Consider the following 25,752-nt stretch of genomic DNA (forward strand, 5'->3'; position numbering starts at 1 on the left):
GAGAATCATGTACGAGACAATTTATCATCGCCCCTCCTCGGTCGACGAAGCCGTGGCACTTTTCGGCAAAGGCTCGGATTCGAAATATCTCGCCGGCGGCCACACGCTGATTCCCGTGATGAAACAGCGGCTGGCCGCGCCGTCCGACGTGATCGATCTCGGCAAGATCAAGGAACTGATCGGGATCGAAGCATCAGGCGATACGCTGACCATCAAGGCGGCCACGACCTATTTCGACATCATGCAAAGCGCAGATGTGAAGAAGTCGATCCCCGCGATCGCCTACCTCACCTCGGTGCTCGGCGATCCCGCAGTCCGCTACCGCGGCACGATCGGCGGCTCGATCGCCAACAACGACCCGGCGGCGGATTTTCCCGCGGCCTTGGTTTCGCTCGGCGCCACCGTGAAAACCAACAAGCGCTCGATAGCGGCGGATGATTTCTTCAAGGGCCTGTTCACGACGGCGCTGGAAGACGGCGAGATCATCACGCAGGTGTCGTTCCCGGTGCCGGCCAAGGCCGGTTACGAGAAGATGCGCCATCCCGCCTCACGCTTCGCGCTGACCGGCGTGTTCGTGACCAAGACCAAGGCCGGCGATGTCAGGGTTGCGGCAACAGGCGCATCGCAAAACGGCGTCATGCGGGTACCGGTGATCGAGACTGCGCTAAAGGCGAACTGGTCGGCCGGCGCGCTCGACAGCGTCAAAGTCTCCGACAGCGGGATGCTCGCCGATATCCACGGCTCCGCGGCCTATCGCGCCAACCTGGTCAAGGTAATGGCGCAGCGCGCGGTGACCGCGGCGGGCTAGCTCTAAAACACAAGTTCCCATGCAAGCGGCGCGCAGCAATGCGCGCCGCTCTGCATTTGGTCAGATTCTCGACAAAGAATGCTTGCCACGCGCAGCCGGAGGCGAGACAATTTAGCTAATCAGCTAATTAAAAATACCTTTTGGGAGAACAAGACGTGCTCGACAAACCCGCCGCCCAATCCGCAGTTCGCGCCTCCGGCCCGCTCGCAGGCTTTCGCATCGTCGAGTTCGCGGGCATTGGCCCGGGTCCGTTCGCCTGCATGATGCTGGCCGACATGGGCGCGGAGGTCGTGACGCTCGACCGCGTCGGCGCCAAGAAGAACTTGAAGTCGGTGGCGGGACGCGGCCGGAAAGTCGTCGAACTCGATTTGAAGGACAAGGCCGCGGTCGCGCAGGTGCTCGATCTGCTCGCCGGCGCCGACGCGCTGATCGAAGGCTTTCGTCCCGGCGTGATGGAGCGGCTGGGCCTCGGGCCCGACGTCGTGATGGCGCGCAATCCGCGCCTCGTATTCGGCCGCATGACCGGCTGGGGTCAGGAAGGCCCACTGGCGCAGGCTGCCGGCCATGACATCAATTACATCTCGGTCACCGGCGCGCTCGCCGCGATCGGCACCAAAGAGAAGCCGGTACCGCCACTCAACCTGGTCGGCGATTTCGGCGGCGGCGCGCTCTATCTCGTGGTCGGCATCCTCGCGGCGCTTTTGGAAGCGTCCAAATCCGGCAAGGGCCAGGTGGTCGATGCCGCGATGTGCGACGGCGCGGCATCGCTGATGTCGATGTTCTTCGACATGACCGCGATCGGCCGCTGGACCGAAGGACGCGATCAGAATTTCCTCGACGGCGGCGCGCATTTCTATGGCGTTTACGAATGCTCCTGCGGCAATTTCATTTCGATTGGATCGATCGAGCCGCAGTTCTACGCGCTGCTGCGCGAACACGCTGGCCTGACCGACGCCGATTTCGACGCCCAGATGGACCGCAACGCCTGGCCGGCGCTGAAGGAAAAACTCACAAAAGTGTTCAAGAGCAAGAGCCGCGAAGACTGGTGCAAGATCATGGAGGGCACCGACATCTGCTTCGCGCCGATCCTGACCATGGCGGAAGCGCCGAAGCATCCACACAACGCCGCACGAAAAATCTTTGTCGAACGCCACGGCGTGACCCAGCCCGCGCCGGCGCCGCGTTTTTCGCGGACGCCATCGGCGATCCGGGATGCGGAGAAGGCCGAGATTGGGGAGCTGACCAGCGCGTGGAAGACGGGGAGATAGCCCCTGTTGTCGTCCCGGCCTTGAGCCGGGACCCATACGCCGCGGCTCCTCGGTTAAGAACGGCTGTTCGTCGACCTTTCGTCTCACGAACGACGGTGGTTATGGGTCCCGGCTCAAGGCCGGGACGACACCGAGTTTGACGCGCGGGCTTACGCCGCGTCCACCTTCAACACGCCCCTGCGAATCTGATCCTCCTCGATCGATTCGAACAGCGCCTTGAAATTGCCCTCGCCAAAGCCGTCGTCGCCCTTGCGCTGGATGAACTCGAAGAAGATCGGCCCGATCGCGTTCGCCGAGAAGATCTGCAACAGCACCTTGGTGTGGCCGCCCTCGACGACGCCTTCGCCGTCGATCAGGATACCGTCGCGCTGCAGCCGCGCGACGTCCTCGCCATGGCAGGGCAGCCGTGCGTCGATCTTCTCGAAATAAGTCAGCGGCGGCGACGGCATGAACGGCAAGCCGTCGGCGCGCAGCATTTCCACCGTGCCGTAGATGTCCCGCGCGCCGCAGGCGATGTGCTGGATGCCTTCGCCGCGATAGGTGTTGAGATATTCCTCGATCTGGCCGGAATCACCGGCGTCCTCGTTGATCGGAATCCGGATCTTGCCATCCGGACTGGTCAGCGCGCGCGAGAACAGGCCGGAGGCGCGGCCTTCGATGTCGAAGAAACGGATCTGGCGGAAGTTGAACAGCTTTGCGTAGAAGCCGGTCCAGACATCCATGCGGCCGCGATGAACGTTGTGGGTGAGGTGATCGATGTAGAACAGACCGGCGCCGGCGGGACGCGGGTCTTTGGCATCAAGCCATTCGAACTCGCGCTCATAGGCCGAGCCCTTGGCGCCGTAGCGATCGACGAAATACAGCAGGCTGCCGCCGATGCCCTTGATGGCGGGAACGTCGAGCGTCTTCTGCGCGGACGGGATATCCGCGGGTTCCGCGCCGAGCGAGATCGCGCGCGCGTAGGCCTGTTTCGCATCTACCACACGGAACGCCATCGACGGCGCGCAGGGGCCGTGGGCGGCCACGAAATTAAAACCGTGGGTGCCGGGTTCTTCGTTGATGAGATAGTTGATGTCGCCCTGGCGATAGACCGTGATGTTCCTGGTCCTGTGGCGGGCGACCGGCACATAGCCCATCAGCTTGAACAGCGCGTGCAGCTCTTCCGGCCGGGGATGCGCGTATTCGACGAACTCGAAACCGTCGGTGCCCATCGGATTGTCGGCGCTGATGACGGCGGCCGGCGCGTCGTGCGGAAATGGACCCATGGCGGAATCTCCTTCTTGATTTGATCCATGGAGTTTCCGCCATATCAGGCGCAATGTGCATGCAAATGGCGGCGGGATTGGCTATAGTCATGCACAATTCGTGCATCAAATGGACATTTCGCGCATGATTCCGGTAGACGCTTTCGACCTCAAAATGCTGGCCGCGCTGCAGGACGACGGCCGGCTGACCAACCAACAACTGGCCGATCTGGTCGGCCTGTCGGCATCGCAATGCTCGCGGCGGCGGATGCGGCTCGAAGAAGAGAAAGTGATCGCGGGCTATCACGCCGACCTCGCTAGCGAGGCGCTCGGCTTCAACCTGATCGCCTTCATTCACATCACGCTGGCGACGCATTCGCCCGACAACGCCAAGAAGTTTCGCGCGCTGGTGGGCCGCGTCGACGCGATTCAGGAGGCCTATTCGCTGACGGGTGACGCCGATTATCTGCTCAAAGCCGTGCTGCGCGACCTCAAGAGCCTCTCCGACATCGTCAACAACGTGCTGATGCCGCACCAGAGCGTGGCGCATGTACGCTCCTCGATCGTGCTGGACCGGCTGAAGGAAAGCGCCAAGCTGCCGTTGAAGGATTCGGCGCGGTAGGGTTCGAGGGAGATGGCCGAAATCGAGGGGTATTCGCCATTCGCTTTCGACAGCCGATTTGCGATGATCGCTTCTGAACCAACGCGAAGAGATCACTATGGCGCTGCAACTCCGTCCGAACTGCGAGTATTGCGACAAGGACCTGCCGCCGAACGCAACGGAAGCGCGGATCTGTTCCTATGAGTGCACGTTCTGCGCTGACTGCGCCGACAACAAGCTGCATAATGTGTGCCCGAACTGCGGTGGCGGTTTCACGCCGCGGCCGATCCGGCCTGCGCAGGAATGGCGGCCGGGACTAAGCGTTGCGAAGCGGCCGCCGTCGGACAAGCGCGTGCATCTGTCCTACAGCCTCGACGAGGTCGCGACGCATTCAGCGCGAATCAGGGCCGTTCCGCCACAGGAGCGGTGACACTATCGTCGTCCCGGCGAAGGCCGGGACCCATACGCCGCGGCCCATCGTTTAAGAAAGCTGCTTGACGACTTCCCTTAGCCACGGACGCCCGGGATTATGGGTCCCGGCCTTCGCCGGGACGACAGCGTTTAATAATGTGAACTAACCCGCCGGCGTGATCGTGCCTTCGACCTCGCCGAAACCGACGCGGTAGCCGTCGCCCTGGCACCAGCCGCGCATCACGAGCGAATCGCCGTCTTCGAGGAACGTACGCTTGACGCCGCCGGGCAACTCGACCGGCTCGGTGCCGTTCCAGCTGATCTCCAGCAGACTGCCGCGCTGATCCTTTTCCGGGCCGGAGATGGTGCCGGACCCTAAGAGATCGCCGACATTCATGGCGCAGCCGGACGAGGCGTGGTGCACCAATTGCTGCACCGACGACCAGTACATGTACTTGAAATTGGTGTGGCAGATGCCGGCGGCCGCGTTCATGGAGCCGGCGCGCAGGGCGACGTCGAGTTGCATGTCGTAATTGTTCGGCTGCGCCTGGCGCAGATATTCCAGCGGCTGCGGATCCTGCGCGGGCCCCTGGACGCGGAACGGCTCCAGCGCCTCGCGCGTCACGATCCACGGGCTGATCGAGGTCGCAAACGCCTTGGCCTGGAACGGCCCCAGCGGCACATATTCCCATTGCTGGATGTCGCGCGCGCTCCAGTCGTTGAGGATGACAAAGCCGAAGATCATTTCTTCGGCCTGCTTTTCCGTCAGCATTTCGCCGATCGCCGACGACTGCCCGACGACGACGCCCATTTCGAGTTCGAAATCGAGCCGCTTGCAGGGCCCGAAGTTCGGCACGTCGGCCGTCGGCGGTTTGAGCTGCCCCCGCGGCCGGCGCACCTTGGTGCCGCTGACGACGACGGTCGATGCGCGGCCATTGTAGCCGATCGGCATATGCAGCCAGTTCGGCTGCAGCGCATTGTCCTTGCCGCGGAACATGACGCCGACATTGGTGGCGTGCTCCTTCGAGGAATAGAAGTCAGTGTAGCCGGAAACCGCGATCGGCAGATGCAGCGTGACATCCGCCATCGGCACCAGCGTGCGCTGGCGCAGTTTTTCATTGTCGCGCAGTTCGGGATGATCGTGGCGCAACAGCTCGCTGATCCGCGCCCGCGTCCGCGACCACACCTCCGGCCCGAGCGCCATGAACGCGTTGAGCGATGCGTTCGCGAACACGCCGGGTTCGACGACGTCGATCCGGCAATCCTGCGCGAGCTGCCAGAGATCGAGCACATAGTCGCCGATCGCGACGCCAACGCGCGGGGCGAGCCCGTCCTTGGCGGAGAACACGCCGTAGGGGAGATTCTGGATCGGGAAATCCGACGCGGGATCGACCGGGATGAAGGATTTCAGCTTGGGATCGTTGGGATGGGGCACGGTGTTTCTCCGATTGAACATCGTCATGGCCGGGCTTGACCCGGCCATCCACGTCTTAGGCGAAAGAGAAGAAAGTCGTGGATGCCCGGGACAAGCCCGGGCATGACGAAAAAAACGAGCGCAACGAAGTCACGGCTTGTTCGGATCGAATCGCTTTTCCAGTCCCTGCCAGCAATCCGCGTAGTCGTCCTGCAAGGTCGCCGACTTCGCCGCGTGCGCGGTGACGCGCTGCGGGTAGCGGGTCTCGAACATGAAGGCCATGGTGCCTGTCAACTTCACCGGCTTCAGCTCGCCGTTGCTTGCATGATCGAAGGCCTGGCGATCCGGGCCGTGCGGCAGCATCATGTTGTGCAGGCTGATGCCGCCGGGCACAAAGCCTTCCGGCTTGGCGTCGTAGACACCGTAGATCAGCCCCATGAACTCCGACATGATGTTCATGTGGTACCAGGGCGGACGGAAGGTGTTTTCCGCGACCGCCCAGCGCTCCGGGAAAATGACAAAGTCGATGTTGGCGGTGCCTGCGGTTTCCGACGGCGAGGTCAGCACCGTGAAGATCGACGGATCCGGATGGTCGAAGCCGATGGCGCCGACCGGCGAAAAGGTGCGCAGGTCATATTTATAGGGCGCGTAATTGCCGTGCCACGCCACCACGTCGATCGGCGAATGCGGCAGCGTCGTCTTGAACAGCGAACCGCCCCATTTCACGAACAGTTCGGTCGGCGTGTCCTTGTCCTCATAGGCCGCCACCGGGGTGAGGAAATCGCGCGAATTGGCGAGGCAATTGGCGCCGATCGGACCACGTTCGGGCAGCGTGAAGGCGCCGCCGTAGTTCTCGCAGAGATAGCCGCGCGCCGGGCCGTTGGTGAGCTCGACTCGAAACTTGACGCCGCGCGGGATCACGACGATCTCGCCGGGTTCGGCGTCGATGCGGCCAAACTCGGTGACAAGGCGCAGATTGCCCTGCTGCAGCACGAACATCATCTCACCATCGGCATTGTAGAAATGCTGATCGACCATCGATTTGGTGATGAGATAGACGTGCGCGGCCATGCCTCCTTGCGTGTTGGCGTCGCCTGCGGTGGTCATGGTCTGCACGCCCTGCAGGAATGTCATGTCTTCTTTCGGAATCGGCGCCGGATCCCAGCGCAATTGCGCGATCGGCAATTCGTATTCGTGGCATGGCGCGGTGCGCCACAACCCGGCATCAGCCTTCTCAAAACGTCCCGAGTGCTTCACCGAGGGGCGAATGCGATAGAGCCACGACCGCTCGTTGGCGCCGCGCGGCGCCGTGAACGGCGAACCGGAGAGCTGCTCGGCATAGAGGCCGTAAGCGCAGCGCTGCGGCGAGTTGCGGCCAATCGGCAACGCGCCGGGCAGCGCCTCGGTTTCAAAGCTGTTGCCGAAGCCGGACATGTAGCCCGGCGTCACGCCAACGGTGCTGCGCGAGATCGCATCGGGCGAGGTGTTGATATTCATGGTCATCCTCCTTCATCTTGCGCATGATCTTGTCCGAAAACCGGTACCCACTTTTCGGGATCATGCGCCTTGCAGGGCGGCCCACATTTCCTGATCGCGCTTGTCGGTCCAGATCACGGGATCGTCGATCCCCGAAGCCTCGTCGAACGCGCGCGAGACGTTGAACGGCAGGCAGTGCTCGTAGATCGCAAAGCTGGAAAATTTCGGGTCCATCACCTCGCGCGTCGCCGCCATCGATTCCTTGAGGTTGCGGCCCCTGGCGACCGAGGTCTCGGCCGCGCCATAGAGCGTGGTGACGAAGTCCCGCGTCATCGCGATCGCATCGCGGCCGGTCGAAAGGCCCTTGAGCGCGTCGCCGCGGCCGGGCGCAATCGCCTTGGGATTGAAAGCGCGGATCTCGTTGAGCGTGACAGGCCATTCGCGCAGATGCGCGTCGCCGCAATAGCAGGCCGAGTGATATTCGATGAGGTCGCCGGAGAACATCACTTCGGCATCCGGCACCCAGGCCACGATGTCGCCGGAGGTATGTCCGGCGCCGAGCTGGATTAAGCGCACCTCGCGCTTGCCGAGATAGATCGACATCTCGCCTTCGAAGGTCAGCGTCGGCCAGGTCAGTCCGGGAATGCTCTGGGCATCCTGGAACAGGCGCGGGAAGCGGCCATATTCGGAATCCCAATCCTGCTGGCCGCGCTCCTCGATCAGGCGATAGGTTTCCGCCGAGGCGACGATGCCCTGCGCCTTGTAGGCGGAAGCGCCGAGCACGCGCACCGCGTGGTAATGCGACAGCACGACATATTTGATCGGCTTGTCGGTGACGGTGCGCACCCGCTCGATCACTTTATTCGCCATCGCCGGCGTCGACTGCGCGTCGAACACCAGGCAGCCGTCGTCGCCGACGATAACAGCGGAATTCGGATCGCCTTCGGCGGTGAAGGCGTAGAGATCAGTGCCGATCTCGGAGAAGGTGATCTTCTTTTCCGCCATGTCCGTGGTGGACGCGAAACCCTTGGCCATCAGTTCGATTCCTTTGCGACGTCTTGTTCGTTAATTCGGCTATTGTTGTTGCTGCTGTTGCTGCTGGCTGGCATCGAGCATCCGCCGCTTGGCGAGCGCGATGGCCTCGTTCAGCACCGCGATGTCGCCGATATGGTTGGCGAGCACCAGAACCAGCGCGGCGTCGAGATCGGCGCTTTGCGCCTCGCTTAAGCCCCGATGCGCCTCGACGATGGCGCGGAAGGCGTCGTCGGGTTTTGCGAAATTCGAACTGGTGGACAGCGTCATGACAGTCCTCGATTGAGAGCCGCCGCACGCGCCAACGCCGCATCCAGCGCCGGCCGGGTCGGATGCCGGAAGCGCGCCGCGACATAGCCGTCGGGCCGCAGCAGATAGGCGGTGCCGGGCTCGGCGTCGTAGCGCGTACCTGCAAGGCCCCTGGTGTCGGCAAGGCCGTGGTCGCCGCCGATGCGAATGGTTTCCACGCCTTCGGGCGCATCGATCGCGGCACCGTTGCCAAATTCCAGCAACGTGAATTGCGCTCCCCTGCCAACGAAAGCTTCGGTCAGAAACATCGGCTGGCCGCTCGCTGCCGCAATCGGCGCATCCGGCATCGACGCGCCGGGCCGCGGGCCGCCGCGCCACGCATCGCGATCGGCGGTCGACAGCGGCGTGTCATAGGTGGAAGGCACCGACAGCCGTCCGCCATTGACCATGCGCTTGCCGAATTCGGTTTCCTTGGCCAGCGACAGCACCGCCTTGCGCAGCCGCGCCTCCTGTTGCGACACCGGCGCCATGAAATCGGTCGAGCGCGTGGACTCGCGGATGTTCTCGTCCGCCGCGGCGCTGCGTTCGGTGTGGTAACTCTCGAGCAGCGCTTCCGGCGACGACCCGCGCAAGACGCGATCGAGTTTCCAGGCGATGTTCTCGGCGTCTTCGAGGCCTGAATTGGCGCCGCGGGCACCGAACGGCGAGACCTGGTGTGCGGCATCGCCGGCAAAGATCACGCGGCCGTGCAAGAACTTCTCCATCCGGCGGCACTGGAACTTGTACAGCGAGATCCATTCGAAATCGAACTTGTCGTGGCCAAGCATCCGCGCGATCCGCGGCCGTACATTTTCCGGGCGCTTCTCGACGACAGGATCCGCATCGGGATGCAGCTGCAGGTCGATGCGCCAGATATCGTCCGGCTGCTTGTGCAACAGCGCGGAGCGTCCGGCGTGGAACGGCGGATCGAACCAGAACCAGCGCTCGGTCGGGAACGCCGCCGTCATCTTGACGTCGGCGATCAGGAATTGATCCTCAAACACTTGCCCGGCGAATTCGGCGCCCACCATCTGCCGCAACGATGAGCGGGCGCCGTCGCAGGCGACGACGAAGCCGGCATGCAGCCGGTACGGTCCGTCAGGCGTTTCGATCGTCAGCAGCACATGGTCGTTGCGCTGTTCAAGGCCGGTCACCTTGTTGCGCCAGCGCAGGTCGATGCCGGAGAGCTCCTGGACCCGATCGACCAGATAGGCCTCGGCATAGAACTGCTGCAGGTTGATAAAGGCGGGCCGCTTGTGGCCTTCCTCGGGCAGCAGGTTGAACTGGTAGAGCTGCGAGTCGCCGTGAAAGATCTTGCCGACGCTCCAGACCACGCCCTTGTCGACCATGCGCTGGCCGACGCCGAGCCGGTCCCAGAATTCCAGCGAACGTTTGGAGAAGCAGATCGCGCGCGAGCCTTCGCCGATCCGGTCGGCATCGTCGAGCAGCACGACGGATTGGCCGCGCTGCGCCAGGTCGATCGCCAGCGACAGCCCGACCGGCCCGGCGCCAACCACGACGACGGGATGTTCGGCCACAGCAGCGCCCGCCCGATCCTGGTCGGGGTGTCTGCGGTAGCCGAATTGGGTTTTGGTCTGGACCATGGGAAGTATTACTCTGGCCAAGGGCGCACGAACTTGCTAAATTAGTCGCAACTGCAACTATCTTAAACCCGCTGGCGCCCCCGGCGTCAACTCAAATTGGAGCGATTTTGGCCAACGCGTCGTCCAGCGAGAACAGCGCCCGGTCGCGAGCCGCGCCCGACAGCGGCGCGCGCGAAGACAGGGATAAGGATGCAACGCCCGCGAAAGCCGCAAGGAACGGCGGCCGTCTCGACCTCTTCAAATTCGTTCCCTTCCGCCTGAACCGGCTGGCAGCCGAAGTCTCTTCGGCGCTCTCGGCCGAGTATCAGGCGCGGTACGGGCTCGACATTCCGGAATGGCGCGTGCTGGCGACGCTGGGTTTTCGCGATCACGCCTGCAGCGCGCAATACATCGCCCATTGCACCCGCACCCACAAATCGACCATCAGCCGCGCCGTCACCACGCTGATGAAACGGCAGATGATCGAGCGCGTCGAGAACGAAGCAGACCGCCGCGAATTCCGGCTGCGCATGACGGCAAAAGGCAAGGCGCTGTACGAGGAACTGATCCCGCGCCTGCTGCGCCGGGAGCAGGAGATCCTGTCCTGCCTCTCCGCGCCGGAGCGAAAGGCGCTGGCCGCGCTGCTCGGCAAGATCGAGGCAAGCCTCGACCTCGTGCAGACCAGCGCAGAGGCCGACGCGAAGGAAGCGTATTAATCCTCAACCCTCATGGTGAGGAGGCGCTCTTGCGCCGTCTCGAACCATGAGGCCATAGACGGGCCCGCATCCTTCGAGACGCCGCGCAAGAGCGCGGCTCTTCCAGCGACAACGGCAAAGCCGTTGCGCGGGGATGAGGGTCTATCAGCACGCCCGCGCGAACTCGAAACCGCGCCGCCTACTTCGTCGCCGTCACCACGATTTCCACGATATGCGGCGGTTCGAGCTCGACGCCGAGGCAGGCGCGCATCGGCGGGTTACTGGTGTCGACCCATTCATCCCAGGCGCGGTTCATCTCGCTTTTGCGCTTCATGTCGGAGATATAGACGATCGCTGACAGGATTTTGCTCTTGTTCGAACCGCACAGAGCAAGGCTCTCGTCGATGCGGGCGAGCGCCTTGACGCTCTGCTCGTACATCGATGATGTGACCGGATCGGGCGCGACCGCCACGGTGAGCACCAGATCGTCGTGAACGACGGCGCGGCTGCGGGTTGGCGTGAGGCCGGGAAAGCGTTCGATCATGGCTTGATCCTACTTCACAAACGATCGTGACGGCGCCAGGTGCAAGGCAAACGCATCGACCTTGTCGCTGGCGCGCGGATAGATTTCGCTCACGATCGGATCATGGCCGGGAATGAAGCGGTCGGGGTGGCCGGCCAGCTTTTCAACGATCTCCCAGCCCTGCACCATGTCGCCGACATTGTAGACGATCGGAAACGGGCTGCGCTTCTGCAGGTTGGCATAGTAATGCGCGGCATCCGAGGCCAGCACCACCGGCCCGCGCGCGGTCTCGACCCGCACCACCTGCAAACCATCGGAATGGCCGCCGACGCGATGCACGGTGACGCCGGGCGCGATCTCGCCATCGCCATTATGAAACGTGACGCGCTCGCCATAGACATGGCGCACCATCAGCGTGACGTGTTCGACAGAGAATGGGTGCCGGATCAGGCCGTTGCACATGCAGCGCCCGGTCGCGTAGCTCATCTCGCGATCCTGCAGATGGAACCGGGCGCCGGGGAAGCGGTCGAGATTGCCGGCGTGATCGTAGTGCAGATGGGTGACGACGACGTCCTTGATGCTGTCGGCCTTGACGCCAAACGCCTCCAGCGCATCGACCGGATTGAGGTTGAGCTTGCGCGACCGCGCCTTGGCTTCCTCGGCGTTGAAGCCGGTATCGACCAGGATCTCGCGGCCGTGGCCGCGGATCAGCCAGACGAAGTAGTCGAGGTCCTGCGCCGTGGTGTCGTGTGGATCCGGGATCAGGAAATTCAGATGAGGGGTGCGCGGCGACATCGTCGCATAGCGCAGTGCGTAGATTTCGTAGGCATTTCCCATCGGTGTCACTTTTCTTGAGGTTTGAGTTTTGGCCGACGTCCACAACAAGCCATCGTCATCCGCAAAGGTCAAACCGGCAGTGCGAATGACCATCCGTAACAGGGCGGCACACCCAATGTGTTACACCGCCGGTGGCTGACCGGGCACCAGGGCCACGGCTGGAGGGCTACGCAACCACCGGCTGATCACGCACCGCAATTTCACGACCAACGGGATTTATTCCCCTTCAATTCCCAAGGGTTCATCGCGGGTTCGTCGCGGTGAATTGTCGCAATTAACGTCGCCTTCGCAAGTGGTTGACGGCCTGCGGGGCTCGTTTGATAATGCGGTTTGCGTGGAGTATGGTCGCCGCGGCGCAAGCTCGGATCGGCGCTTTTTTGGCTGGACTGCGGTGATAATGAAAATCCGCCTTGCATTGCTTCTCACAGTGATCTTTTCCGTGGCGTCGATCGCCCCGTCGTTCGGGGCCGGCGAGCGTTTTGCGCTGGTGATCGGCAATTCGAAATATCCGGACGCCGAAGCGCCGCTGAAAGAGCCGATCAACGACGCGCGCGATGTCGCCGAAGAACTCAAGCGCGATGGCTTCAACGTCGATATCGGCGAAAACCTCACCGGCGACGGCATGCGCCGGGCCTTCGAGCGCCTGTACGGGAAGATCAAGCCCGGCTCGGTCGCCCTGATCTTCTTCTCGGGTTTCGGCATCCAGGCGAACCGCCAGAGCTACATGATCCCGGTCGACGCGCAGATCTGGGCCGAGGCCGACGTGCGCCGCGACGGCTTCAGCCTCGAGATGGTGCTGGGCGAGATCAACAGCCGCGGCGCCGGCGTCAAGATCGCCTTGGTCGACGCCTCCAGGCGCAATCCGTTCGAGCGCCGGTTCCGCAGTTTTTCCGCCGGACTTGCGCCGGTCATCGCGCCGAACGGCTCTCTGGTGATGTATTCGGCGGCCCTTTCGTCGGTCATTTCGGATAATGGCAGCGATCGCAGCCTGTTCGTGCGGGAACTGCTCAAGGAAATCCGCACCCCCGATTTGATGGCCGAGGAAACTTTGAATCGCACCCGGGTCGGCGTCACCCGCGCCTCGCGCCAGGAACAGGTGCCGTGGATTTCGTCGTCGCTGGCCGAGGATTTCTCCTTCATCCCGGGCGGCGCAGGGCCGAAGCCTTCGAGTCCGCCGCCAGCCCCGCCTCCGGTTGTCGCCGCGCCCTCCCCGCCGCCGGTCGCCGCCGCTCCGTCACCTCCCCCCGCTCCGACACCGGCGCCTGCTCCGGCACCTCCCGCCGGAGCCCAGGTGGCCATTGCGACGCCGGCACCGCCGCCACCTGCACCGCCGCAGCCGCCCGCTCCGCCGCAGCCGCCAAAACAGGTCGAAGTCACCATCCCGCCGCCCGCTCCGCCGGCCAAGCCGACCGAGAGCAACACGGCGATCGCGGCGCTCGCCGATGATCCGACCATCAAGAGCCTCACCGCCAAGCTCAACGACAACCCCGACGATGGGGCCGCGCTGTATCGGCGGGGCCAGGTCTATGCCAGCAAGGGCGCCTACGAACTCGCGATCAAGGACTTCAACAATTCGCTGCGGCTCAACCCGAAGGATGTGGAAGCCTACAACAACCGCTGTTGGGCCCGCACGGTCATCGGCGACCTACAGGCCGCGCTGAAGGATTGCAACGAGGCGCTGCGGTTGCGTCCGAATTTCGTCGATGCGCTGGACAGCCGCGGCCTCGTCAACCTCAAGAGCGGACAGACCAAGAATGCAATTGCCGACTTCGACGCCGCGCTGAAGATCAACCCGAGATTGACCTCGTCGCTGTACGGACGGGGCATTGCCAAGAAGCGCAACGGCTCGATCCCGGAAGGCGATCTGGATATTAGCAACGCCAAGGCGATGGATCCGAATATCGTTAAGGAATTCGCCGATTACGGGGTACAGTGACGATTATTTGACGCTAACTGGCAGCCTCCTCGAACCGACAGGCGGGCGGCTAGACTAACGGTAATAGGCCGCGACCGGATTGGTCCGGCAGCTCATTTGAATCACGTTTTGGAACCACGCGCAGGAGGGACTGGTAATGTCACAGAGCTCTGGAACAAAGACCCTGACCGGGCTCCTTTCGATCGCGACGCTCGGCGCCGCCCTCTGCTTTGGCATGGCCAGCGCGGTTGCCGAGGAGAAGGCCAAGGACAAGAACGTGACCGAGGATCAGATCCTCCGCGCGCTGGTGCCGGAAAAGAAGCCGCTGACCCGCGGCCTGTCGGTCGGTCCGCAGCAGGTTGATCAGGCCGCAGTTGCCGCCGAAGGGCAGTTCGTCCAGAAAATCCGCGGCCGCTCGACGCGGTCGCTGTCGTTCAGCGAGCGTGAAGAGATCGCCGCCATCGTCAAGGACAAGCCCAAGATCGATCTGGAAATCAACTTCGACTACAACTCGGCCGATATCAGCCCCAGATCGCTGGCATCGGTTCAGGCGCTCGGCCGCGCATTGTCCAATTCCGACCTGAAAGGCTCGACCTTCGTGGTCGCCGGTCATACCGACGCAGCCGGCGGCGAAGGCTACAACCAGGACCTTTCCGAGCGGCGCGCCGACGCGATCAAGCGCTATCTGGTCGATAAATACGGCATCAACGGCACCGATCTGGTGACCGTCGGTTACGGCAAGAGCAAGCTGAAGGACTCGAACCAGCCGATGGCCGAAGCCAATCGCCGCGTGCAGGTTGTGAACATGGAAAACAAGGCCACTGCGTCCAAATAGCCTGTTCAAGTAGGGCGTGGCGTTGACCTAGATTTTCCGGCTACAATGCGTTCCGCAGCACCCTTGCGGGACGCATTTTGTTTTGGGTTCATTGTGATTTTTCGGTGAACCGGATGCACCCCGCTTCATTTGACTTCCAGTCTGGATTGATCCGGCGATGAAACTCTCCGAATACCTCAAACCTGCGCTCGGAGTAGCGTTCGTTGTTGTTGTGGGTGGCTTCTACTACTGGTTCGAGCACCGCTCCCGTCCCGAGCCCAAGGATACGCCCAGCCAGGCGCTGGTGATCGTGACCAAATCCACCAATGCCTGCTTCTCCGACATGGTGCGGGTCACCGGATTCATCGTGCCGCGCCGCGAAGCGCAGGTCGGCGTCGATCAGGAAGGCTCCAGGGTCACCGATGTCTTCGTCCGCGAAGGCGACATGGTGGCGGACAATCAGGAATTGGCACGCCTGACCGCGCCGCCGCAGCAGCCGGGAGCTCCGGGCGGCGGCAGGACCGGACCGATATCGCTGCGCACGCCTGGCCCAGGCCTCGTTACCGAAGTCAGGACCGCCGTCGGCGCGCCGGCCTCGCCGCAGGCCGGACCGATGTTCCGGATTTCCGTCAACAACGAGATCGAGCTGGAGGCCGAAGTGCCGAGCGTCCATCTGCTCAAGCTCAATCCCGGCGCCACGGTGCGGATCAGCCGCGACGACGCGCCCGATCTGGTCGGCAAGATCCGGCAAATCTCGCCGCAGATCGACCGCGCCACCCAGCTCGGCAAGGTCAGGATTTCGCTGAACAACAATCCCTCGCTCAAGGTCGGCATGTTCGCCCGCGCCAATATCGACGCCAAGCGCAGCTGTGGCGTCGCGGTGCCGCGTACCGCCATCGACCGCCTGACCCTGCAGGTGGTCAAGGAGAACAACAGGATCGAGACGCGAAAAGTCCGGGTCGGCCTGACGTCGGACACCTCTACGGAAATTCTTGAAGGCCTCGCCGTCGGTGAAACCGTCGTGGCCGATGCTGGAACCTCGCTGCATGACGGCGACCAGATCAAGACCATGTTTGCCGACGAACTCGAGCGCACGCGGACACGATAATGGCTTTGAATATCTCGGCATGGTCGATCCGGAACCCGCTTCCGTCCATCGTATTTTCAATCATCCTTCTGGTGCTGGGATGGGTCAGCTTCACCAAGCTCGCGGTCACGCGGCTGCCGAGCGCCGACATCCCCGTGATCTCGGTGGCGGTCTCGCAGTTCGGCGCAGCGCCCTCGGAGCTTGAATCTCAGGTCACCAAGACGATCGAGGACGGCGTATCCGGCGTCGAGGGCGTGCGGCACATTTCGTCGTCGATTACCGATGGCCTGTCGCTGACCACGATCCAGTTCGCGCTCGAGACCAACACCGACCGCGCGCTGAACGACATCAAGGATGCCGTCACCCGCGTTCGTGCCAGCCTGCCGCAAAACGTCACCGAGCCGCTGATCCAGCGCGTCGACGTGATCGGCCTGCCGATCGTCACCTATGCCGCGATCTCTCCGGGCAAGACGCCGGAGCAGCTGTCCTATTTCGTCGACGACGTCGTCAAACGCGCGCTGCAGGGCGTCCGCGGCGTCGCCCAGGTCGAGCGCATCGGCGGTGTCGAGCGCGAGATTCTGGTCTCGCTCGATCCCGACCGGTTGCAGGCCTCGGGGCTTACCGCCGTCAATGTCAGCCAGATCCTGCGCGGCACCAATGTCGACCTCGCCGGCGGCCGCGCCGGAATCGGCAATAACGACCAGGCGATCCGCACCCTGGCCGGCGCCAAGACGCTGAACGAACTCGCCGGCACCATGATCCCGCTGTTCGGCGGCGGCGAGGTGCGGCTCGACGATCTCGGCACCGTCACCGACACCATCGCCGATCGCCGGACCTTTGCCCGCTTCAACGGCGAGCCGGTGGTCGCGCTCGGCATCAAGCGCTCGAAGGGCGCCAGCGACGTGGTGGTCGCGGCCGCCGTGCAAAAACGCATCGATGCGCTGAAGGCGGCCTATCCCGACGTCGACCTGAAGATGATCGACACGTCGGTCGATTTCACCAAGGGCAATTACGAGGCGGCGATCTCGACCCTGTTCGAGGGTGCTATTCTCGCCGTCGTTGTCGTGCTGTTGTTCCTGCGCGATATCCGCGCCACGATCATCGCCGCGATCTCGCTGCCGCTGTCGATCTTCCCGGCGTTCTGGGTGATGGATCTGCTCGGCTTCTCGCTCAACCTCGTCAGCTTCCTCGCCATCACGCTGTCGACCGGTATTCTGGTCGACGACGCCATCGTCGAGATCGAAAACATCGTCCGCCACATGCGCATGGGCAAGACGCCCTACCGCGCTGCGTTGGAAGCCGCCGACGAAATCGGCCTCGCCGTGATCGCGATCTCGCTGACCATCATCGCGATCTTCGCGCCGGCAAGCTTCATGTCCGGGATCGCCGGGCAGTTCTTCAAGCAATTCGGCATCACCGTGTCGGTGCAGGTGTTCTTCTCGCTGCTCGCGGCGCGCTTCGTCACGCCGGTGCTGGCGGCTTACTTCCTCAAAGATCACCCGCATGAGGATCCGCCGCCCGGGCGCTTGCTGAAGGCTTACACCAGGCTCGTGACGTGGTCGGTGAAACACTACTTCATCACCGTGCTGGCCGGACTTGCGATATTTGCCGCCTCGATCTGGAGCATCACGTTGCTGCCGCAGGGCTTCCTGCCGGCGCAGGACACCGCGCGCTCGCTGCTGGCGATGGAGCTGCCGCCAGGCTCGCAACTCGCCTACACCGAGAAGGTGACGGAAGAAATCGTCCAGCGCCTGCGCAAGCGCCCGGAGATCAAGAGCATATTCGTCGATGGCGGCCGGGTGCCGCCGGGAACGCAGGAAGTGCGGCGCGCCGCGCTGATCATCAACTACACGCCGAAGAAAGACCGCGACAGCAAGCACACCCAGCGCCTGCTCGAGCTCGATATCAGCAAGGAACTGGAAAACGTCCCGGACATCCGGTTCTGGTTCCTCGATGAAAACGGCCTGCGTGCGATTTCGCTCGTCGTGACCGGCATCGACAGCAACATCGTCGGCAACGTCGCCAACGAACTCGCGACCCAGATGAAGCGGATTCCGATCATCGCCAACGTGATCTCGGAAACCTCGCTCGACCGGCCGGAGCTTCGGATTCGCCCAAGGGCCGAACTGGCCGCGCGGCTTGGCGTCTCCACCGAAAGCCTGTCGCAAACCATCCGTGTCGCCACCATCGGCGACGTCGGCCCGGCGCTCGCCAAGTTCGATGCCGGCGACCGCCAGGTGCCGATCCGCGTCCAGCTCGAGGACAGCGCGCGCGGCGACCTGCAGATGCTGCAGCAATTGCGGGTGCCGCTCGGCCAGCGCGGCGAGCGCGGCGGCGTGCCGCTGTCTGTCGTCGCCGACATCCAGCTCGACCAGGGCCCGACCAGCATCAACCGTTACGACCGGGAACGGCAGGCCACCGTCGCAGCCGACCTCGTCGGCACCGCGGCGCTGGGCGACGCTACCAAGATGATCTACGACCTGCCCGTGATGAAGAGCCTGCCGAAGGGCGTCAAGGTCAGCCCGTCGGGCGACGCCGAAAGCCTGGCCGAATTGTCGGACGGCTTTGCCACCGCCATCACCGCCGGCCTGATGATGGTCTACGCGGTGCTGGTGCTGTTGTTCGGCACCTTCCTGCAGCCGATCACCATCCTGTTCTCGCTTCCGCTTTCGATCGGCGGCGCGATCGCAGCCTTGCTGCTGACCGGCAAGCAGCTGACCACGCCGGTGTGGATCGGCATCCTGATGCTGATGGGCATCGTCACCAAGAACGCCATCATGCTGGTGGAGTTCGCGGTCGAGTCGATCCGCGAAGGCAACAAGCGCGATTTTGCGATCATCGACGCCGGCATCAAGCGCGCCCGCCCGATCATCATGACCACCATCGCGATGGCGGCCGGCATGATGCCGTCAGCGCTGGCATTCGGCGCCGGCGGCGAGTTCCGCTCGCCGATGGCGCTCGCCGTGATCGGCGGTCTGGTGTTCTCGACAGTGCTGTCGCTGGTGTTCGTGCCGGCGATGTTCATGATGATGGACGATCTCGGTGCGCTGATCTGGCGCTACGGCAAGCTGCTGCTGGCCTCGGAAGCCGAGAGCGACGATGTTCCGCCGGGCGGCCATCACACCGCACCGCCTCCAGCCAAGGGGCCGCCGCCGGTCCCGCCGGCGATGTCGCCCGCAGCGAAGTGAGGCGCTTTCCACCCAAGCAAGCCCTCAACGGTCGATAGCCGAGATCGCCTGCGGCTCTGCAGGCGCTTGCATCGCGCCGTTCATCCGAACCACTTCTGCTGTTGCCCGCATCGAAGCGGGTGCTATGCTCGGGCTCAACCAATAGTTTAAGGGGGCGGGATGGCAGATCGAGAAGCGATGCGAAAGCTCGTCGAGCAAGCGTATGCAGACCGCGGTAGCGGCAACATCGAGGGCCTCATGTCAGCGTTTCACGCTGACGCGGTTTTCGAACTTGCCGGGGAGCCGAAGGTCCTCGCATTGGCGGGAACGGTTCGCAGTCATCCGAACGTTCGCGAAGCGATGACTGGTTTCATTGGCGCTTTTCAGTTCATCGAGCGTGACATCATCGCCTTTATCGCAGACGGCGATCGCGCCGCCGTGCACTCGCGGCTCACGATGCGGTTCAAGGATATAACCTTCACGACGGAATTGACCGACCTGTTCAAATTCCAGGACGGAAAAATCATCGAACTCGTCGAGTTCGCCGATACAGCGCTGATCAAGGAAATAACCGCCGGGGCCTGACGATCAGGCCCTACTCGTTGCGCGCCACCGTCGTCAGCTTGTTCAGGTTCTGCAGCAAGATGCGCCCGCGCTGCAGATCCAGAATGCCGTCCTTGCGCCAGGCCTGCAGTTGACGGTTGACGCTTTCGCGCGCGGCGCCGACGAACACGCCGAGCTGCTCCTGCGAAATATGCACTTCCGATCCGAAATCGGCAGCCAGCGCCACCAGCCTTCGCGCCAGCCGCACCGGCAGTGGCTGCAGCATGGATTCTTCCATCCGCTCGCTCTGCCAGCGGATGCGCTGGCACAGCAGCGTGATGATCTTGATGGCGACTTTCGGCTCACGTTCGAGGAAGGCGAGGAAATCCTCACGCCGGAGCACGAACAGTTCCGTCGCCTCGCCGGCGGTGGCGTCCGCAGTGCGGCTTTGGCCGTCGAGCACGGCGACTTCGCCGAAGAGGTCCCCTGAACCCATGAAGTTCAGGGTCAGGCGGCTGCCGTCGGAGGCGCCGGTCTCGATCCGGATCTGGCCGCGGCGGACCCCGTAAAGGGCGTCGCCGGGGTCCCCCTTCTGGAACAGCATCTCGCCGAGCCCCAGTTGCTGGGTGTGGCAGAGTCCGGAGATTCGCTGCAGTTCGTCGGCGCCAAGGTCCGCGAACATCGGGTTCATCTTCAAAATGACCGCAAATTCGGCCTGTTTGCTCATTGGTTTGCCTTCCAGTTCGATCCCAAAACCGTCCCCAAAGGCCCTAGCAAGATTCACCCCGACCGAAGTGTGTCATAAGTCACATAGCATTGCAGTAGCCTTGGAATAATTTTGGCTTCTTTGAGCGATGTCCCCTTCCGGGATAAGCTCGCTTGTCCGGCTGTGCCCCATCGGGCGCGGCCGAAACCGATGCCGTTTGCCCGGTCTGGAAAGTCGAAATGAGAGCATTGAAATTCGCCGGGGCCGCCATCGGCGCCGTGATCGTCATCATCGGGCTGCTGCTCGTGATCGGCATCCCGTCCGGCTTCATGACGTCGCAGATCCAGGAACGGGTCGAGCGCGAGACCGGCTACAAGCTCACCATCAACGGCGGAACCAGGGTCGGGCTCTGGCCGTCGCTCAACATCACGCTGAACGACGTCGCGCTGCAGGATCCGAAAGATCGCGACATCAACCACCGCCTCACCGCGGTCAGCATCCAGGCAGACGTGACACTGGCGAGCCTGTGGTCCGGCAAACCGCAAGTTACCGAACTTGTCATCGTTCGTCCGGTGCTGAACCTGCCGCTGCAGCGCGAACGCATCAAGGATATCAATCAGCCGTCGAGGCCGGCCGCCGCGATCAAGGGCGAAGCCTTTACAATCGAGCATGTCAGCGTCACCGGCGGCACGATCGTGTTTTCCAATCTGCGCGACCGCGTCGAGAACAAGATCGAGACCATCAACGCCGACATGACGATCGATGCCGACCGCAAGATCCGGGCGACCGGCAATGCGCGCGCCGGCGAGCACGCGTTGAAATTCGACATCAAGGCGGTGGCCCCGGCACCGCCGCTCGAACGGCAGAACATCCCGACCGAATTCAAGATCGATGCACCCGGCTTCCTGCACGGGCAGCTGTCGGGCAAGGCGGAAGTCCGGCTCAACGGCCCGGTGGTGATGATCAACGGCTTGACCGGCACGCTCGGCGACGGCGCGTTCAATGGCTGGGCCTCGGTCGATACCGCAAGCAAGCCGCTGGTAAAGCTCGATCTGGATTTCCAGCGGCTCGATGTCGCGATGGGCCGTGGTGACGGCGGTTCGGCGGCGCAGCCCTGGAGCAATGCCGCGATCGATCTCAATGGCCTCAATTATATCGATGCCCAGGCGCGGATCTCCGCGGCGGCGCTCAATATCGGCGACGCGCGTTTCGCGCCGGCGGCGATCGACGTCACGCTCAACAGCGGCGTGCTGAAGACGCAGGTTTCCAATCTCGGCGCCTATGACGGCAACACCAATGGCGATCTCACCATTGATGCCTCGACCGCCAATCCTACATTTGCGCTGCGGGCCGATCTCACCGGCGTGCGCGCGCTGCCGCTGCTGAGGAGCCTGGCCGATTTCGACAAGCTCGACGGCAGGATGCAAACCAAGATCAGCGTGCGCTCCACCGGCAACAGCCAGCGCGCGATCATGGCGGGCCTGCAAGGCACCGCGTTCGTCGTGTTCCAGGACGGCGCCATCAAGGGCCTCAACGTCGCCCAGATGATCCGCTCGCTCACCTCGGGCACCCTGTCCGGCTGGCAGGAAGGCAAGGAGCAGTCGACGGATCTGTCGCAGCTTTCGGCGTCGTTCAAGATCGACAAGGGGCAGGCCGTCACCACCGATCTCAATCTGGTCGGCCCGCTGGTGCGGATGACGGGCGTCGGCACCATTGCGCTCGACACCAAGCAGATCGGGTTCCGCGTCGAACCAAAGCTCGTGATGACCACCGAAGGCCAGGGCCGCGCCAATGAGCCGGTCGGATTCGGCATTCCCGTGATGATCGAGGGGCCGTGGGGCGCGCCCAAAATCTATCCGGACATGCAGGGCATTTTGGATAATCCCGACGCCGCCTATGCCAAGCTCAAGGAGATGGGCAAGGGCCTGTTCGGTCCCAATGGCGGCGGCCTCGGCTCCGCCCTCGGCGGCCTGCTCGGCGGACAACAGGGTGTCCCCCCGGGTGGACAACCGGGCGGACCGGGTGGCCAGCAAGGCAGCGGGCTTGAGGGGATTCTGGGTGGACTGCTCGGCGGCGGCCAGCCGGGGGGACAGGGTGGCCAGGGCGGCGGCAGGCCTAACGATCCGCTCGGCGGCCAGCTGGGCGAGGCCATCGGCAATTTGCTGCAGCAAGGTCTGAATGGCGGTCAAGGCGGTCAGGGCAGACCCGCTCAAGGGAGTGCCGGCCAAGCCGCGCCGCGGCCGAACAGCCCGCGCAGCATTCCGATTCCCGGCCAGCAGCCCGCGGATGCCGAGCCCGCGGCGCCCGCCGCCCCGACGGCGCAAAATGACGCAGCTCCGCAAGCTGACAGCCAGCCGATGAACGACGTCTTGCGGCAGCTGTTTAATCGGTGAGCTTGGTCCCTCGATAGACCGTGACCCCTCACCCCAGCCCTCTCCCACAAGGGGAGAGGGGGCCGACTTCCGCTGCCGCAACGGTCTCGGCCCGTAATGGCCACACGCACCGCCGATTTCCCCGGATAACTGCCCAAAGTCGAAGCTAACCATGTGTGGGATAGGCCACCTGCTCGGCCCTCAAATCGTGCTAAAAAGGCCCAACCGCGGCGGCTCCCGGCCGGGGAATGCCGCCACCGGCAAAACCGATGCGCGCGCAAGAGGCGTGGCGCACGAGGGTCGTGGATGTGAGCGCCGCCAAGGGCAAAGTCTGGTTCCTGCGTGAGGGCCTGTTCGCGAAATACGTCGTCGCGCTGGTCGGCCTTGTCGTGTTCGTGCTCGCCGTCAACGGCGCGATGGAAATCTGGATCAGCTATCGCGGCATCAAGAGTTCGCTGACCGACGGCATGTCGGAGAAGGCCGAAGCCACCGCCAAGCGCATCCAGCAATCGATGTCGGACCTCGAACGGCAGATCAACTGGGTGACGCGGACCTCTTCCTACAAGATCGAGGACCGCCGCGCCGACTATGCGCAATTGCTCAACCAGGTGCCCTATGTGAGCCAGCTGACGCTGCTCTCGGCCCAGGGCCGCGAGCAGCTCCGCATCACGCGCCAGACGGTCCACTACGGCAGCAACGCCGATTTCTCCCGCGACCTGCGCTTCACCGAGTCCGCTTCCCGCGGCACCAGCTTTGCGACGCCCTATTTCCGGGACGGGCGGCCGTTCACGTCGATCTCGTTGCCGCATTCGGATTCCCAGGTCACCGTCGCCGAAATCAATCTTACCTTCCTGCAGGACTTCTTCGGCGATACCGAGATCGGCAGGACAGGCTTTGCCTATATCGTCGACAGCAAGGGCCAGGTGCTGGCGAGTTCGTCGAAGGGCCCCGAAATCGGCAAGGACGTCTCAAGCCTGCCGCAGGTCGCCGCCATCAAGGGCTCGCTGCTGTCGGAGGGCACGGACATTGCCGGCAACGACGTGCTGACGACGGTGAGCGCGGTGCCGCGGATCGGCTGGTTCGTGTTCTTCGAGCAGCCGACGGCGCAGGCGCTGACGCCGATCCGCGAGCAACTGTTGCGCATCGCGCTTCTGATCGCGATGGGCCTCGTGACCGCGATCATCGCCGGCACCGTGATGGCGCGGCGGATGCTGGTGCCGATCAACGCACTGCGCGCCGGCGCGCATCGGCTCGGCGGCGGCGATTTCAGCCACCGCATCGAGGTGAAGACATCCGACGAGCTGGAAGAGCTTGCCGACCAGTTCAACGGCATGGCGAGCCAGCTTGCGGAAACCTATTCCGGCCTGGAGGCCAAGGTGAAGGAGCGGACGCGGGATCTCGCGCAGTCGATCAACGAGCTGAAAGTGCTCGAGGAGGTCGGCCGCGCGGTATCGTCGTCGCTAGACCTCAACGCCGTGCTGCCGACGGTCGCCGCCCGCGCGCTCGAAATCACCCATGCCGACGCGGTGTTGATTTACGGCTACGACGCCGCGAACCGCAAATTCAACCTCACCGAATCGATCGGCATCGACAAGGCGGCCGAAGGCAAACACCTTGCGATCGAGGCCGACAACTCGCCGCTCGGCGAAGCCGCCGCGCGGGGCGAGCCGATCGCGATCCCCGACCTTGACGCGACGGCGGATCATCCGCTGCGCGACGTCGTGGTCGAGGCCGGCTTCCATTCGGTGCTGGTGGTGCCGCTGGTCGACCAGCAGGGCATCTTGGGATCGCTGGTGGTGCTGCGGCAAAACGCCGGCGAATTTTCCGACAACCTCATCGGCTTGATGAAGACCTTTGCGCACCAGAGCGTGCTCGCGATGCGCAACGCGCGGCTGTTCTCTGAGGTCGACCACAAGAGCCGCGAACTGGAGATGGCGAACTCCACGGTGCGCGAGCAGGCCGACAAGCTGCAGGAGCAGACCGACCAGCTCAAGGACTGGAACAAATCGCTGGAGGAGCGGGTCGAGACCCAGCTCGGCGAGATCGAACGCATCCGCCGCCTCGAACGTTTCCTGGCGCCGCAGGTGGCGCAGCTGATCGCCTCCGGCGACGGCCATGAAGGCTTGCTCGACAGCCATCGCCGCGAAGTCACTGTGGTGTTCTGCGACATACGCGGATTTACCTCGTTCACCGAGACCACCGAGCCGGAAGAGGCGATGAACGTGCTGCGGGAATATCACGCCGCCCTTGGCGCGCTGATTTTCAAGTATGAGGGCACGCTCGACCGCTATGCCGGCGACGGCGTGATGATCCTGTTCAACGCGCCGATCCAGTTCGAGGACCATGTCAAGCGCGCGGTGAAGATGAGCGTCGAGATGCGCGACGCCATCGGGCAGCTGACCGAGAAGTGGCGCAACCGCGGCCACAATCTCGGCTTCGGCATCGGCATTGCGCTGGGCTACGCCACGCTCGGCCAGATCGGCTTCGAGCAGCGGCTGGAATATGCCGCGATCGGCAGCGTCACCAACCTCGCCTCGCGCCTGTGCGACGAGGCCAAGGCCAACCAGATCGTGGTGTCCAGACGTGTCTACGGCATGGTCGAACCATGGGTCGAGGGCCGGCCGATTGATGATCTCAATTTGAAGGGTTTTAACCATCCGATTCTTGCGGCCGAGATTACGAGCTGGCGGGAAGAGGTGGATAATGTGGTGGATGCGGCGTCTGCGGCGCGGCGGCAACAGAAGAAGTCGTAATTGCCGTCGTCCCGGCGAACGCCGGGACCCATACCGCGTGATGCTCACTTTGCAGAAGGTCTCTAACGCCTGCGTTCTCGCCGATAGGCCGCGGCGTATGGGTCCCGGCCCCCGTGCGCAATCGCGCACTAGGCCGGGACGACGGTGGTGTTGGTCGGGCTCCCCGCAGCCAACCCGACAAATCGTCGCAGCGCACAAAAACAGCGTCTCTTATC

At 63.5% G+C, this 25,752-nt stretch carries 21 protein-coding genes; 12 read left to right on the plus strand and 9 right to left on the minus strand.

The window, feature by feature from the left end; all coding sequences use genetic code 11:
• Nucleotides 1–7 precede the first annotated feature (7 nt).
• Nucleotides 8–808 (plus strand): xanthine dehydrogenase family protein subunit M, encoded by an 801-nt coding sequence (locus JQ600_RS31950; RefSeq protein WP_212269004.1) that lies wholly within the window; start codon nt 8–10, stop codon nt 806–808.
• Between the two features lie 155 nt (nt 809–963).
• Nucleotides 964–2,076: a CaiB/BaiF CoA-transferase family protein gene (locus tag JQ600_RS31955; protein WP_212391291.1), complete on the plus strand. Its 1,113-nt coding sequence runs from the start codon at nt 964–966 to the stop codon at nt 2,074–2,076.
• A gap of 149 nt (nt 2,077–2,225) precedes the next feature.
• Here JQ600_RS31955 and hppD read toward each other — a convergent pair whose 3' ends face one another.
• A complete protein-coding gene (gene hppD / locus JQ600_RS31960) occupies nt 2,226–3,341 on the minus strand; it encodes a 4-hydroxyphenylpyruvate dioxygenase (RefSeq protein WP_212391293.1) in 1,116 nt (371 codons plus the stop codon).
• Between the two features lie 124 nt (nt 3,342–3,465).
• On the opposite strand from hppD, the gene JQ600_RS31965 reads away from it, so the two are divergent.
• Both JQ600_RS31965 and JQ600_RS31970 read left to right on the plus strand, forming a co-directional pair.
• Entirely contained in the window at nt 3,466–3,942 is a 477-nt protein-coding gene (locus tag JQ600_RS31965; protein ID WP_212490297.1) for an Lrp/AsnC family transcriptional regulator, read from the plus strand.
• Nucleotides 3,943–4,039: 97 nt separating this feature from the next.
• Complete coding sequence (locus JQ600_RS31970; protein ID WP_212391297.1) at nt 4,040–4,351, plus strand: DUF1272 domain-containing protein; 312 nt, start codon at nt 4,040–4,042, stop codon at nt 4,349–4,351.
• A gap of 144 nt (nt 4,352–4,495) precedes the next feature.
• On the opposite strand, the gene fahA is transcribed toward JQ600_RS31970, so the two are convergent.
• From fahA to JQ600_RS31995, 5 genes are all read right to left on the minus strand, one after another.
• The gene (gene fahA / locus JQ600_RS31975) at nt 4,496–5,767 is read right to left on the minus strand and encodes a fumarylacetoacetase (protein ID WP_212391299.1); all 1,272 of its coding nucleotides are present in this window, start codon (nt 5,765–5,767) and stop codon (nt 4,496–4,498) included.
• Between the two features lie 129 nt (nt 5,768–5,896).
• Entirely contained in the window at nt 5,897–7,243 is a 1,347-nt protein-coding gene (gene hmgA / locus JQ600_RS31980) for a homogentisate 1,2-dioxygenase (RefSeq protein WP_212296634.1), read from the minus strand.
• 60 nt (nt 7,244–7,303) lie between these two features.
• Complete coding sequence (locus JQ600_RS31985) at nt 7,304–8,257, minus strand: MBL fold metallo-hydrolase (RefSeq protein ID WP_212391301.1); 954 nt, start codon at nt 8,255–8,257, stop codon at nt 7,304–7,306.
• A 39-nt stretch (nt 8,258–8,296) separates the two neighbouring features.
• The gene (locus tag JQ600_RS31990) at nt 8,297–8,524 is read right to left on the minus strand and encodes a DUF2783 domain-containing protein (protein WP_212391303.1); all 228 of its coding nucleotides are present in this window, start codon (nt 8,522–8,524) and stop codon (nt 8,297–8,299) included.
• Nucleotides 8,521–10,146, minus strand: a complete 1,626-nt coding sequence (locus tag JQ600_RS31995; protein WP_212391305.1) for an FAD-dependent oxidoreductase — start codon at nt 10,144–10,146, stop codon at nt 8,521–8,523. Before JQ600_RS31995 ends, JQ600_RS31990 begins: the two co-directional genes overlap by 4 nt.
• 257 nt (nt 10,147–10,403) lie before the next feature.
• Here JQ600_RS31995 and JQ600_RS32000 point away from each other — a divergent pair, with 257 nt between their 5' ends.
• Nucleotides 10,404–10,841: a MarR family winged helix-turn-helix transcriptional regulator gene (locus JQ600_RS32000; RefSeq protein WP_249136196.1), complete on the plus strand. Its 438-nt coding sequence runs from the start codon at nt 10,404–10,406 to the stop codon at nt 10,839–10,841.
• Nucleotides 10,842–11,019: 178 nt separating this feature from the next.
• Here JQ600_RS32000 and JQ600_RS32005 read toward each other — a convergent pair whose 3' ends face one another.
• Together JQ600_RS32005 and JQ600_RS32010 are read right to left on the minus strand one after the other, a co-directional pair.
• Nucleotides 11,020–11,364, minus strand: a complete 345-nt coding sequence (locus tag JQ600_RS32005; protein ID WP_212269020.1) for a RidA family protein — start codon at nt 11,362–11,364, stop codon at nt 11,020–11,022.
• Between the two features lie 9 nt (nt 11,365–11,373).
• Complete coding sequence (locus JQ600_RS32010; RefSeq protein ID WP_212416569.1) at nt 11,374–12,180, minus strand: N-acyl homoserine lactonase family protein; 807 nt, start codon at nt 12,178–12,180, stop codon at nt 11,374–11,376.
• Nucleotides 12,181–12,577: 397 nt separating this feature from the next.
• Between JQ600_RS32010 and JQ600_RS32015 the strand changes: the two genes are divergently transcribed.
• The 5 genes from JQ600_RS32015 (at nt 12,578) to JQ600_RS32035 (ending at nt 19,748) form a co-directional block, all read left to right on the plus strand.
• Complete coding sequence (locus JQ600_RS32015) at nt 12,578–14,116, plus strand: caspase family protein (RefSeq protein WP_212269021.1); 1,539 nt, start codon at nt 12,578–12,580, stop codon at nt 14,114–14,116.
• A 136-nt stretch (nt 14,117–14,252) separates the two neighbouring features.
• A complete protein-coding gene (locus JQ600_RS32020) occupies nt 14,253–14,930 on the plus strand; it encodes an OmpA family protein (RefSeq protein ID WP_212269022.1) in 678 nt (225 codons plus the stop codon).
• Nucleotides 14,931–15,087: 157 nt separating this feature from the next.
• On the plus strand, nt 15,088–16,017 hold the full coding sequence (locus JQ600_RS32025; protein ID WP_212269023.1) for an efflux RND transporter periplasmic adaptor subunit: 930 nt from the start codon (nt 15,088–15,090) through the stop codon (nt 16,015–16,017).
• Nucleotides 16,017–19,184 (plus strand): efflux RND transporter permease subunit, encoded by a 3,168-nt coding sequence (locus JQ600_RS32030; RefSeq protein ID WP_212269024.1) that lies wholly within the window; start codon nt 16,017–16,019, stop codon nt 19,182–19,184. The genes JQ600_RS32025 and JQ600_RS32030 overlap by 1 nt, the downstream gene beginning before the upstream one ends.
• 177 nt (nt 19,185–19,361) lie before the next feature.
• The gene (locus JQ600_RS32035; protein ID WP_283814760.1) at nt 19,362–19,748 is read left to right on the plus strand and encodes a nuclear transport factor 2 family protein; all 387 of its coding nucleotides are present in this window, start codon (nt 19,362–19,364) and stop codon (nt 19,746–19,748) included.
• 10 nt (nt 19,749–19,758) lie between these two features.
• Here JQ600_RS32035 and JQ600_RS32040 read toward each other — a convergent pair whose 3' ends face one another.
• Nucleotides 19,759–20,433, minus strand: coding sequence for a Crp/Fnr family transcriptional regulator (locus JQ600_RS32040; protein WP_192735671.1), 675 nt, complete (start codon nt 20,431–20,433; stop codon nt 19,759–19,761).
• A gap of 218 nt (nt 20,434–20,651) precedes the next feature.
• Between JQ600_RS32040 and JQ600_RS32045 the strand changes: the two genes are divergently transcribed.
• Complete coding sequence (locus JQ600_RS32045) at nt 20,652–22,805, plus strand: AsmA family protein (protein WP_212391310.1); 2,154 nt, start codon at nt 20,652–20,654, stop codon at nt 22,803–22,805.
• A gap of 287 nt (nt 22,806–23,092) precedes the next feature.
• Nucleotides 23,093–25,537 (plus strand): adenylate/guanylate cyclase domain-containing protein, encoded by a 2,445-nt coding sequence (locus tag JQ600_RS32050; RefSeq protein ID WP_312011099.1) that lies wholly within the window; start codon nt 23,093–23,095, stop codon nt 25,535–25,537.
• The last annotated feature ends 215 nt before the right edge of the window (nt 25,538–25,752 follow it).

This window comes from Bradyrhizobium sp. AUGA SZCCT0176, from assembly GCF_018130145.1.
In the GTDB taxonomy this organism is placed as follows: Bacteria; Pseudomonadota; Alphaproteobacteria; order Rhizobiales; family Xanthobacteraceae; genus Bradyrhizobium.